Source organism: Sorangium sp. So ce281, assembly GCF_051527395.1.
Classification (GTDB): Bacteria; Myxococcota_A; Polyangia; order Polyangiales; family Polyangiaceae; genus Sorangium; species Sorangium cellulosum_B.
Genome location: NZ_CP150322.1, coordinates 3,172,777 through 3,184,384 on the forward strand (window position 1 = coordinate 3,172,777; position 11,608 = coordinate 3,184,384).

The following is an 11,608-nucleotide window of genomic DNA, read 5'->3' on the forward strand; positions in this document are numbered from 1 at the left end:
CCGCGGGCGCCGGACGGAGCATCGGAAGCGATGTCGGTCGCCGCGCGAGCGTCCGACGCTCCGTCGGAGGCAATGTCTGCCGCCGCGCGGGCGTCCGACGCTCCGTCGGAGGCAATGTCTGCCGCCGCGCGGGCGTCCGAAGGAGCGTCGGAGGCAATGCCTGCCGCCGTGCGGGCGTCCGAAGGAGCGTCGGAGGCAATGTCTGCCGCCGCGCGGGCGTCCGCCGGGGCGCCGGGGGTGATGCCGGTCGCCGCCGGGCCCGCCTCAGCGCGAGGCCTGGAGCGCCTCGTCGATCATCTTCTGGTGCTCCGCCGGGTCTGCCCAGCGGGCGCGCCCCTCGGCCGGGAGCTGATCGATCGGATCGAAGTACGTGTACCGCTGCCCCGGCTTGACGCTCGGCGCCTCGAACACCGAGATCCCGGTCGTGCGGTCGTAGTGCTCGAACGAGTGCGCGTCGCGCTTGCCTCCGCCGCCGGGCGCGTCGACGACGAACGTCGGCGTGTTGAACCCGGCGGTCGAGCCGCGCACGTGCTTCTCGATCGTGAGCCCGGTCGCCAGCGTGGTCCGGAGGTCCTCCACGCCGCGGACGAGGTCGTGGATGTAGACGTAATAGGGGTGCACGTGCACGTGCCCCAGGCGCTTCACGAGCAGCTTCATCGTCTCGGGCGTGTCGTTCACCCCGCGCTGCAGCACGGACTGGTTCCTGACCGTGATCCCCCGCTCGAAGAGCTTGTTCATCGCGTCGCGGGTGACGCCCGTGATCTCGTTCGGGTGGTTGAAGTGCGTGTGGATCACGACCTCCTTGTGCAGCTTCCGGCCGAGCTCGACCGTGCGCGTGACAGCGTCGATCCACTCGTCGTCGGTCAGGATCTTCTGCGGCATCACGGCCGGGCCCTTCGTGGCGAGGCGGATGCGCTGGATGTTCGGCATCCTGAGGAGCGTCTCGCCGATCGCGCCGAGCTGCTCCGGCCGCAGGTTGTACGCGTCGCCGCCGGAGACGACGATGTCCTCCAGCTCGGGGCGCGACGCGATGTACGCGTACGCTCGCTTCCAGCGCTCCTCGTCGACCTTGAAGTGGGTCTTCTCGACCTCCTCCGTGTCGATGCCCACCGCGTAGCTGCGCGTACAGAAGCGGCAGTACACGGGGCACGTGTCGAGCGGCAGGAAGAGCGCCTTGTCGGCGTACCGGTGCGTCAGCCCGGGGACGGGCGCGTCTGCGCGCTCGTGCAGCGAGTCGAGCCCGAGCTTCGGGTGATCCGGCAGGAAGCGCGAAGCCAGCGGGATGAACTGCGTGCGGAGCGGATCGCCGTACGGATCGTTCCAGTCGATCAGAGAGAGCATGTACGGCGAGACCCGGACGCTCATCGGCGCGTGCGCGAAGCCCTCGGTCGCGTCCCGGATGAAGTCGTCCGACACCATCCCGCGCAGCGTGTCGAGCAGCTTGTCGGGGCGGGTGATCGACTTCTTCGCCTGCCACCGGTGGTCCATGAACTGCTCGTCGGTCACGTCGGCGTAGGCCGGGATCCTCCGGAAATCGGGCAGCTCGAGCAGGTTCGCGTGCTGGAGGGACGCCGGGTCCACCGGCGGCTTGAGGGGCGCGATGTCGTGGCTTCGCTTGCTGAGTTCGATGAGGCTCGAGGTGGTCGTCATGTCGTGGACCCTTGCTCGCGCGGAGCAAAGAGAGCGTCGAGGGATGGCCGCGTGCCTGCGCCTGCGCGTCTCGGGGCCTGCCCGGGAGAGGCTGCGGCAGCGGTTCCTGGGAGCGTAGCATCGCGGTACCCCGCCCGGGGGCGATGTGCGCCGCTTGTCGCCGAGCGGCGCATCTGGCGGGCGGGCGGTAGTTGGTTGGTTGGTTGGCTGGCGCGCGCGCGCGCGCGCGCGCGGCGGGCGAGCCGGTCAGGGCTCGATCGATGCGACCGTGGTGTCCCGGGTGGTGCGGTAGCGTGCGTAGTAGGTCCGGACGCGCGTCACGTAGGCCTGGGTCTCTTCGTACGGCGGGATGCCGCCGTGCCGCATGACCGCCCCTTCACCGGCGTTGTAGCCGGCGATGGTGAGATCGAGATCCCCGTTGAAGAGGTTGGCCAGGATGCGCAGGTACCGCGTTCCACCGAAGATGTTCTCTCGCGCGTCGAACGCGTCGCGCACCTGCATGCGGAGGGCCGTCTCTGGCATCAGCTGCATCAGCCCCTGCGCGCCGACGGGCGAGACGGCCCGTGGATCGTAGTCGCTCTCGCACTTGATCACCGCGCGGACGAGCTCCTCGGGGATCTGGTAGAGCGCGGCGGCCTGCCGGATCCACGCGTCGTAGCGGCTGAAGCGCTCGAGCGATTTGTCGCTCGGCGCGACGGGCGTCACCCCCGCGCGCGTCGTCGAAGAGCGGCGCCCGTCTCCCTTGATGTACAGCTTGAACCGCGCGTCGCCGCTGGGGCGGTTCGCGAAGTGCACCGTTCCATCCGCGTCGGTGTACGTGAAGATGTCGGCGAGCGCGCTGCCCGGGTGCAGCGCGAGGACGGCGAGCCCGAGCGCGGCGGCGAGGGTGCGCAGGGGCACGCGAAGGGAAGGCCCGGAGGTCGACGGGGCAGGCATCTCTCGGTTCAGCATAGGTTGCGATCGTCCGCTCGCGCAAACCGCACCGTAGCGGCGGAAATCGTGCCGGTGGAATCGGAGGAAGCTGAAGCTGGATTGGAGAGCAACGCTTCGGGCACGCGCCGTCATTCCGAGGACGCCGTCGTGAGGCGATCCGGCGCGCCGCCCCCCGTCGTGGAAGCTCGGTCTGGTGAGCACGTCCCGGGCGCTGTAGTAAGGCTGGCGCCATGGAAATCGGCTGGCGGCATGTGCTCGCGGGGGTTGCGGCCCTCTTCATCCTGTTCCTCGTCGTCAAGATGCGCCCTGCCCGGCGGCGCCGGGACGCGCTGAGCGCCGAGGTGCAGGCCGCGCGGGAGCGCGCGCGGCGCGCCGCGACCCCGCGCGAGCGGGCCGAGGCCCTGTGCGACGCTGGCGTACAGGCGATGCACGGCGGCCGCCGCGCGACAGCGGCCGTGGGGTTCTTCGTGCGCGCGATGCGCGCCGACCCGACCTCGGCTCGGGTCATCGAGCTCGCGAGCGGCGCGCTGGCCAAGCGCAAACCCCGGCTCCTCGAGAAGATCCTCTGGCGGAGGCTCGCGGTGCTCCCGTGGGACGGCGAGCACCGCGACGCGGTGCGCGCGGCCGCGGGCGGGCTGGAGGCGCTCTACCGGCGCGGGATCCGTGACCGCAGCCGGGCGGAGATCATGCGCAAGCTGACCCGGACGCTCGGCTGAGCCAAGGCGCGAGCGCGCGTCATCGGGCGCGCCGCCGGCCGGCCGGCGAGCGCGTCAGAAGACGTCACGTCCCCCAGAACGTCCGCGGCAGCGCGCCGCGGTTCGACAGCGCGACGAGGTCCATGAGCAGCGCGATCGTGACGTGGACCAGGAAGCCCGAGTAGATGCTCTTCGTGCGCATCGCGAGCGAGCCGAGCGCGATCCCGGCGACCACGGCGCCGGCCGCCTCCAGGTACGGCTTGCCGAAGTGGATCATGCAGTAGGGGACGATCATCGCGAAGATCGCGCCGGAGCCCAGCGTGTGCCGCAGGCCGGCGAGCCAGAAGCCGCGGAAGAAGATCTCCAGCGCGAAGAACTGGGCGAAATACATCGCCTCCCAGGCGATGAGGTCGAACCAGGAGCGGGAGGACTGCTTGTAGAACGGGTAATAGGTCCCGAAGTCGGGCGCGCTCGCGACGACGAACACCGCCGGGACGACGACGGCGAGGCAGAGCAGGTAGATCCACGCGTGCTTCGCGAGCCCCCGGACGCGCAGCCCCATGTCGAGCAGGCTGTCCTTCGGGAAGCAGGCCTTCCACGCGACCATCGGGATGGCGACGTAGCCGAAGACGCGGGTGAACGACCACCAGACGTAGCCGTAGAGCTCGTCGTAGCGGCGGAGCGAGATGGGCAGCAGCGTCCCGGCCGGCGAGAGCGTCTGGGCGAGCTCGAGCTCGCGCAGCCACGGCCGGATGTGCTCGTCGTAGACGGCGCGGCCGCCGTAGTACTGCTGCAGCATGAGCACGACCGCGGTGATGGTGAACAGGACCGCGGGGCGGCGGTCGTAGCCGCCGGCGGCGAGGGTGCGCCGCTGGTGCTCGTGGGCCTCGACGTCGAGCTCCCGCCAGGTGCGCCGGAAGAAGAGCCAGAGGACGGGCGCGAGCGCGATGAACGCGACGACCGGGAACAGGGCCTTGAGCACGGTGCTCCCCAGGGCCGACGAGGGCGCGGCGAGGCGGGAGCTGACGTCCGAGAGGGGCGGCTGCAGCGGCCGGAGCCGGTCGACGTGCGCCACGAGCCAGCTCCCCAGGTTGAGCATCGGCGCGCGTGTACCACGATCCGCGGCCCAGCACAGCGGCGACGCTCGGGCGACGCGGGATCTCGACCGCCGGCGGCGCCGCCCCTCCGCAGCGCGGCCTTGCGGCGCCCCGCCCCGACCTGCTAGATCGCGCCCCTCTTCTAAAGCCGCGCGAGTCATCTCGCGCATGTCCGGCGCAGGCCTCGCCTGCCCGTGGGAGTCTCAGCAATGGCCAGCAAAAATCCGCTTGCGATCGTGAAGGAGCGCTTCGGCGACAAGGCGAAGCTCGTCGAGGCCGTGAAAGGGTTCGCGACCGAGGACCTCTGGCTCGGGCGCGTCAGCTCCGATCGGGGCGGCACGAAGGGCCTGGATCACGTCTCGAACGCCAAGCTCCTCCGCCTCCACGCGACGTTCAGCGTCGTGAAGGAGAAGTTCGGGACGCGGGCGAAGCTCATCGACGAGACGTTGACCGTCCTGAACCGGTCGAAGGACCAGGGGTACAGGAAGCGCCTCGAGGCGTACCCCGTCCCGCGCCTCTACGATCTCTACCAGTCCGCCTCGAAGCGGGCGAAGGCGGCCTCGAAGGCCCAGGCCTGAGCGCGCGCTGCTCGGAGCCCCCCTCCCACCGGTCGTGACCGGGCTGCCTGCCCTTGAAGGTCAGGCGTTCCTATCGTAATGAGCCGCGTCGCCAGCGCGCGGCCTCCCGCCGTCCTGCGTCGGACCGACGATCTGACGTCCCCCCTGATGAGCCAGAAGCCCCCTCGTGGGGGCCCTCCCAGAGAAGGTGTGGGCGCCGCCGGCCGCGGCCCCCGCCAAGGAGAACGACCGTGAGCAGCGCGCACGAGACCGATACCGACGTCTGGACGACCGAAGACGCCAAGTCGCTCTACATGATCGACCGCTGGGGTCGTGGCTACTTCGACGTGAGCCCGGACGGCAACCTCACGGTCGCGCCGCTCCAGGAGCGCGGCAGCAAGATCGCGATCCGCGACGTCGTCGATGCGGCGCTCGAGCAAGGGCTCCGCACGCCGCTGCTCATCCGCTTTCAGGATCTCCTCCATCACCGGGTGCGGGCGCTCAACGAGGCCTTCAACAGGGCGATCGCCGAGAGCAAGTTCCGCGGGACCTACCGCGGCGTGTTCCCGATCAAGGTGAACCAGCTCCGGGAGGTCGTGGAGGAGATCCTCGACGCGGGGAAGACCTACCACTACGGCGTCGAGGTCGGCTCCAAGCCCGAGGTGTTCGCCGGCCTGTCGGTCCATAGCGACCCGGAGTCGCTGATCGTCTGCAACGGCTACAAGGACGACAACTTCATCCGGACGGCGCTGATCGGGCGCAAGCTCGGCAAGAAGGTGATCCTCATCGCGGAGAAGCTCTCCGAGGTGCGGATGATCACCCGCGTCGCCAAGGAGATGAACGTCGAGCCGATGATCGGGCTCCGGGTGCGGCTGCTCACCGAGGGGGCGGGCAAGTGGAAGACGTCGGGCGGAGAGAACGCGAAGTTCGGGCTCTCCACCGCCGAGATCCTCGCGGCGATCAGGATCATGGACGAGGCGGGCATGAGCTCCTCGTTCAAGCTCCTCCACTTCCATATCGGCTCGCAGGTGCCGGACATCCTGATCATCAAGCGCGCCGTGCGCGAGGCGACGCGCTACTACGCGAAGCTCCGCAAGATGGGGCAGCGCATCGAGTACATCGACGTCGGCGGCGGGCTCGCCATCGACTACGACGGCTCGCGCTCGACCTTCCACTCCTCGATGAACTACTCGGTCGAGGAGTACGCGCGCGACATCGTGCACAACATCGCCGACATCTGCGACGAGGAGCGGGTGCCTCACCCCAACATCGTCTCCGAGTCCGGGCGAGCGATCGTCGCGCACCACTCGGTGCTGGTCGTCCAGGCGTTCGGGTCGATCGAGAAGACGCCGATGTCGCCGATCGACATCCAGACCGAGGAGCACAAGCTCATCCAGAACCTCCTTTACATCAAGGACAACATCTCCGGGCCGAACCTCGGCGAGTCGTGGCACGACCTCCTCCAGATCAAGGAGGAGGCGCAGAAGATGTTCGAGCTCGGCCTCCTCAACCTCGACGTGAAGGCCCGGGTCGAGATCCTCTTCTGGGAGATCGCCGAGGCCATGCAGAAGATCGCGTCGTCGCTCGAGCCGGAGGAGGTGCCGGACGATCTGGGCGAGCTCCGCAAGCAGCTCGCCGACCAGTACATCTGCAACTTCTCGGTGTTCCAGTCGCTGCTCGATCACTGGGCGCTCGGCGCGCTCTTCCCGATCGTGCCGATCCACCGGCTGAACGAGCGCCCCGCGGCCGACAGCACGCTCGTCGACATCACCTGCGACTCCGACGGCAAGGTGAGCAAGTTCATCGATCTCAACGACGTGAAGGACACGCTCCCGCTGCACCCGATCTCGGGCGACCAGCCGTACTACGTCGGCATCTTCCTGACCGGCGCGTACCAGGACATCATGGGCGACATCCACAACCTCTTCGGCCGGGTCAACGAGGTGCACGTCTTCCTCGATGAGGACGAGGAGAGCGGGTACTACATCGAGGAGACGATCGCCGGGAACAAGATCCACGAGGTGCTGGCGCTGACCCAGTACGACAACCGCGATCTCGTGGGGAAGGTGAAGGCCCAGGTGGACGGCGCGATCAAGCAGGACCTGCTCAAGCCGACGGAGGGCATGCGCCTCCTCGCCGACTACGAGCGGGGGCTCAAGGACCAGACGTACCTGAGCCTCACCTCCCCGACGTGATGTCGGAGAGCACGGCGCCCGCGGTCCGCGCGTCGCTCCCCCGGCGCCGGCCCGGCTGGGTGCGCCAGGCGGCGCTCGTCGCGCGGAAGGACCTCGCGATCGAGCTCGCCACGGGCGAGATCGTCACCACGAGCGGGTTCTTCGCGGTGCTCGTCGCCGTGATCGCGTCGCTCGCGTTCTACGCGGGCCAGGACGCGGCCGAGCGGGTCGCGCCCGGGGTCATCTGGGTGAGCGTGGCGTTCGCGTCGGTGCTCGCGCTGAGCCGCACGTGGCAGCGGGAGCGCGAGGACGGCGCGCTCTCGGGCCTGCTCGTGCTGCCCATCGCGAGGAGCGCGCTCTTCGCCGGCAAGGCGCTCGGGCTCTGCGCGTTCGTGATCGCGGTCGAGGTGATCATCATCCCGGTCGCGGCGCTCCTCTTCGCGGTGGATCTCGTGAAGACGGGCCCGGGGCTCGCGCTCTTCTGCCTCGCGGCGACGCCGGGCATCGCCGCGAGCGGCACCCTCTTCGGGGCCATGACCGTGCGCACCCGCGCCCGCGACCTCGTGCTCGCGAGCGTGCTCTTCCCGCTGCTCGCGCCCACGCTGCTCGCCGCGGTCGCGGGGACGCGGGAGCTCTTCGGCGGCGCGTCGATCGGCGAGCTCACCGACTACGTGGCGCTCATGGGCGTGTTCGACGTCGTGTTCCTCGCGGGCGGGCTCGGCCTCTTCGATCTGATCATCGAGGGCTGAGCCGCCGCGCGGGTCGATCTCGAAGCGCGCGCCCGCAGGCTCACGCGGGCGCGCCGCGCGCGGCGAGCACGTCGTCGGCGAGGGTCGTCGCCGCCCGCTCGATGCCGGCGAGATCGAGCGAGGCGCCGGTGCACTCGCCGATCGCCCACAGGCCGTCGCCGGCCTTGCCGTGCGCGTCGACCTGCACCGCGTACCCCGCGCGCGGGTCGATCTCGACGCGCGCGCCCGCCTGCGCGGCGACCTCGAACGCGGGCGCGGCCGGCGCGTCCACCGCGACGGCCACGACCCGGACGTCGCTCGTCGGGCTGTCGGGGGCGAACGGCGCGTCGCGCGCCGTCACGCTCTTCACCTTCGAGATCCCGTTCACCGCGGCGAGCGCGGCGAGCGGGATCCGGACCGCGATGCGGTCGCCGAGGGCGCTCGCGAGCTCGTCGGCCCAGGGGCCCTCGCCCGCGAGCGCGACGGGGCCGGTCGGCTCGACGCCGCACGCGAGGAGCCGGCAGAACGCGCGCGCCGAGAAGACCCCGGGCAGATCGTTGTTCGGGAACGCCGCGACGCCGTCGTGCCCGCCGGTGGCGAAGACCTTGGCGGGCGCCCTGATCACGGTCGCGCCCGCGTCGCCGGCGACCAGGAGCTCGCCGAGGTAAACGCCGGCGGCCACGTGGCGGTGGAGCACGCGGACGCCGTCGAGCGGGTATCGCGCGAGGAGCTCCGCCGCGCGGCGCGGCGCGCCGGCCAGCGACCCGCCGGGGGCGAGCCCGTCGTCGACCAGCGCCACGCGGAGGCCGCGCGCCGAGAGCTCCGACGCGGCCGCCACGCCCGCGGGCCCGGCGCCGATCACGGCCGCGTCCACGTCGAGCCATGCGGCGCGCTCGGGGGGGAGCGCCGCGCCCGGCAGCCGCCCGAGCCCCGCCAGCTTGCGCGCGATCGACTGCATGACCCCGGACAGGCCGGGGACGCCGGCCATCAGGTGGTGGTGGTCGATCCCCTGGGGGAAGAACCAGTCGGTCACCTGGAGCAGGTCGGCCCGCCGCGAGCCGACGACGTTCTGCACCTCGATGCGCTCTCCGCCGGCCGCCGGTCGCAGGCAAGTCATCACGTTGGGCACGCCGTCGACCCGCGCGAGGCAGCCGTCACAGCCTCCGCGCAGGCAGGCCGGCGCCCTGGGGCGGTGCAGCTTCGGGCTCCGCGCGAGCGTCACGCGCCCGGAGGCGAGCAGCGCCACGGCCAGGGGCTCGCCCCGCTCCGCCGGGACGTCCGCCCCGTCGAGGGTGATGGTGACCGGATGCTGGAGCGCGCGAGCTCGCCGAAACATGGGCGGACGCTAGCAGACGCGCGCCGCGCCGGCAGAGGAGGGCGCGGGAGGCGCGGGAATCATGGGAGGCAATCGGAGGCAGCGGAGGCAGCGGAGGCAGCGGAGGCGCAGGAAGCGCGCAGAGCGGGCGGAGTGGAGAAGGTGTCCTCACCTTCGCGCGGTGATCTATGCTGTGTCCGATGCGCCTCGGCGTCCTCGGCCCTGCTCAGGGTGATCTGCCCGCGCTCGCTCGCGGCGCGCAGCACCTGCTCGACGAAGGCCACGCCGAGCGGGTCATCTACGTCGCCGAGGACGACGCGCTCGACCGGGTCGTCGTGGGCTGGGCGCAGCGCCTGGTCGGCGCGGACCCCACCGAGGGCGCGCTGTTCGATCGGGCCGCTCGGTGCGCCGCCGCGACCCCGGACCAGATCGACGCCTTCGTGGCGTCCGAGCGCGCTCGGCTGCGCCTCCGGGTGCTGATGAGCCTGCCGTCGGGCCGGCGCACCATCGAGATCCTGGACGGGCGCGTCGCGCTCTTCGTGTTCGACAAGGCCGCGCTCGACGAGGAGGACATCGTGGCGGCGTCGCTCCTCGTCTTCGGCAAGAGCCCGGAGCCGCTCATCAAGAAGGTCGGCTCGCGGACGTTCTTCTCTCCGGGGCCGATCGGCTCCGACGGCGGCGCGGCGCTCCTCGACGACGGCCAGGGCGGCGTGCGGATCGAGGTGATGAACGCGAGCGGCGCGGTGACGGCGCGCGAGATCGTGGGCCCGTCCGCCGCCGGCCCCAGGCTGAGGGTTCAAGGTGGCTCGCACGGTTGACGCGCCCGCCCGCGCCCCGGCCGCGCGCGCGCCCGAGGCGCGCCGCGTCGCCATCTTCGGGGGCAGCTTCAACCCGCCCCACGTCGCGCATGTCCTCGCGGCCACCTACGCGATCTCCATCGCGCCGATCGACGAGGTGCTCGTCGTCCCTGTCTACCGCCACCCCTTCTCGAAGGAGCTCGTGCCGTTCGAGCATCGTCTGGCGATGTGCCACCTCGCGCTCGGGTGGCTCCCGGGCGTGTCGGTGTCGCCCGTCGAGCGCGATCTCGGCGGCGAGAGCCTCACGCTGCGCACGCTGGAGCACCTCGCCGCGGCGCACCCGGGCTGGGCGATGCGCCTGCTCGTGGGCGCCGACGTGCTCCCCGATCTGCCGAGGTGGCACCGCTTCGATCGCATCGAGCAGCTCGCCCCGCCGATCGTCCTCGGCCGCTCCGGCGTCGTCGCGCCCGCCGCGGAGCACCTCGATGCGGGGCCGGCCGATGCACGTCCTCACCTGCGCCCCGCGGACGTGGAGCTCCCTCGGATCTCGAGCAGCGACATCCGCCGGGCGCTCGCGGAAGGCGATCTCGAGGCCGTCCACCAGCGCGTGCCGCGCGCCGTGCTCGACTACGTGCTCGCGCACCGCCTTTACGGGAGAGACCCATGAGCGAGATGGACAGCACGCGCCCGTCGCCGGTGCACCCGGAGGACGACGCGCTCCTGGAGGTGTTCGTGTATGGCGGCGGAAAGGTGGGCCGCGGGCTCGCGCGCGCCATCCGCGACGCGGGGCTTCAGGTGACCCTCCGGCCGGCGCGGGACGGCCTGCCGCCGGAGCGCATCGAGGCGAACTTCGTGATCCTCGCCGTGCGCGACCGGGACATCGCGCCGTGCGCCGAGGCGCTGCGCGATCGCGGGCTCGTCGGCCACAGGGACGTCGCGGTGGTGCACTGCGCCGGCGCGCTCGGCCCGGAGGCGCTCGCGGCGGTGCGAGGCGGCCGCGTCTCGGTCGCGCAGATGCACCCGATGATCTCGTTCGCCTCGCCCTCGTTCGCGCCCTTCCTCGAGCGTGGCCAGCTCCACGTCGACGGCGATCCGGCCGCCGTGCGCGCCGCTCGCTCGCTCGGGATGCGCCTCGGCATGACGCCGCGCACGTTCTCCGGTCTCGACCGCGTCGCCTACCACGCGGCGGCGGGCCTGGTCGCCAACGGCGCTGCCGCGCTCGCCGCCGCCGGCGTCGACCTGCTCGAGCGCGCGGGCATCGACCGGAGGACGGCGGCCGAGATGCTCGGCCCGCTGCTCCGCACGGTCGCGGACAACGTCGAGGTCCTCGGCGTGCCCGACGCGCTGACGGGGCCCGTGCGCCGCGGCGACGCGGCCGGCGTCGCGCGGCACCTCGAAACGCTCCGTCGGCTCGCGCCGCACCTCGTACCGCTCTACGTCGCCGCCGCGGCGACGCAGCTCCCGCTGGCCCGCGTCCTGGGCGAAGCACCTGCGGATGCGTTCGACGCCATCCAGCGGGTCCTGGACGGAGCGCAGCAATAAGACTGTAATTTTCTTATCGCGAGGTAAGCGTCTCATTATATCCAACGGCGGGATCCATTGATGCGAGGTCCGGCGGAGAGGTACGCTTTTGTTGTCTTGGGATCCGTTGCCGCAGCCTGC

11 protein-coding genes are annotated in these 11,608 nt (G+C 71.4%); 7 read left to right on the forward strand and 4 right to left on the reverse strand.

The genetic code is table 11. The annotated features are described in order from the left end of the window. Positions 1-264 precede the first annotated feature (264 nt). Both WMF27_RS12155 and WMF27_RS12160 read right to left on the reverse strand, forming a co-directional pair. On the reverse strand, positions 265-1,650 hold the full coding sequence (locus WMF27_RS12155) for a KamA family radical SAM protein (RefSeq protein ID WP_437768701.1): 1,386 nt from the start codon (positions 1,648-1,650) through the stop codon (positions 265-267). A gap of 246 nt (positions 1,651-1,896) precedes the next feature. Further along, positions 1,897-2,601, reverse strand: a complete 705-nt coding sequence (locus tag WMF27_RS12160) for a transglycosylase SLT domain-containing protein (protein ID WP_437768700.1) — start codon at positions 2,599-2,601, stop codon at positions 1,897-1,899. Between the two features lie 212 nt (positions 2,602-2,813). Here WMF27_RS12160 and WMF27_RS12165 point away from each other — a divergent pair, with 212 nt between their 5' ends. Then, on the forward strand, positions 2,814-3,299 hold the full coding sequence (locus WMF27_RS12165; RefSeq protein ID WP_437768699.1) for a hypothetical protein: 486 nt from the start codon (positions 2,814-2,816) through the stop codon (positions 3,297-3,299). Positions 3,300-3,363: 64 nt separating this feature from the next. On the opposite strand, the gene WMF27_RS12170 is transcribed toward WMF27_RS12165, so the two are convergent. Further along, on the reverse strand, positions 3,364-4,377 hold the full coding sequence (locus WMF27_RS12170; RefSeq protein ID WP_437768698.1) for a CPBP family glutamic-type intramembrane protease: 1,014 nt from the start codon (positions 4,375-4,377) through the stop codon (positions 3,364-3,366). A 207-nt stretch (positions 4,378-4,584) separates the two neighbouring features. On the opposite strand from WMF27_RS12170, the gene WMF27_RS12175 reads away from it, so the two are divergent. The 3 genes from WMF27_RS12175 (at position 4,585) to WMF27_RS12185 (ending at position 7,855) form a co-directional block, all read left to right on the forward strand. Beyond that, positions 4,585-4,953: a hypothetical protein gene (locus WMF27_RS12175; RefSeq protein WP_012235084.1), complete on the forward strand. Its 369-nt coding sequence runs from the start codon at positions 4,585-4,587 to the stop codon at positions 4,951-4,953. Positions 4,954-5,183: 230 nt separating this feature from the next. After that, complete coding sequence (speA, locus tag WMF27_RS12180; RefSeq protein ID WP_437768697.1) at positions 5,184-7,127, forward strand: biosynthetic arginine decarboxylase; 1,944 nt, start codon at positions 5,184-5,186, stop codon at positions 7,125-7,127. Next, entirely contained in the window at positions 7,127-7,855 is a 729-nt protein-coding gene (locus tag WMF27_RS12185; protein ID WP_437768696.1) for a heme exporter protein CcmB, read from the forward strand. The genes speA and WMF27_RS12185 overlap by 1 nt, the downstream gene beginning before the upstream one ends. Positions 7,856-7,895: 40 nt before the next feature. Here the strand turns inward: WMF27_RS12185 and WMF27_RS12190 are convergent, their stop codons facing one another. Continuing rightward, positions 7,896-9,170 (reverse strand): (2Fe-2S)-binding protein, encoded by a 1,275-nt coding sequence (locus WMF27_RS12190; protein WP_437768695.1) that lies wholly within the window; start codon positions 9,168-9,170, stop codon positions 7,896-7,898. 179 nt (positions 9,171-9,349) lie between these two features. Between WMF27_RS12190 and WMF27_RS12195 the strand changes: the two genes are divergently transcribed. Genes WMF27_RS12195 through WMF27_RS12205 form a run of 3 tightly spaced genes read left to right on the forward strand, consistent with a single transcriptional unit; the run spans position 9,350 to position 11,488 of the window. Beyond that, complete coding sequence (locus WMF27_RS12195) at positions 9,350-9,967, forward strand: hypothetical protein (protein WP_437768694.1); 618 nt, start codon at positions 9,350-9,352, stop codon at positions 9,965-9,967. Then, positions 9,951-10,613, forward strand: a complete 663-nt coding sequence (gene nadD / locus WMF27_RS12200) for a nicotinate (nicotinamide) nucleotide adenylyltransferase (RefSeq protein WP_437768693.1) — start codon at positions 9,951-9,953, stop codon at positions 10,611-10,613. The genes WMF27_RS12195 and nadD overlap by 17 nt, the downstream gene beginning before the upstream one ends. Next, on the forward strand, positions 10,610-11,488 hold the full coding sequence (locus WMF27_RS12205; RefSeq protein ID WP_437768692.1) for a DUF2520 domain-containing protein: 879 nt from the start codon (positions 10,610-10,612) through the stop codon (positions 11,486-11,488). The genes nadD and WMF27_RS12205 overlap by 4 nt, the downstream gene beginning before the upstream one ends. Positions 11,489-11,608: the final 120 nt, after the last annotated feature.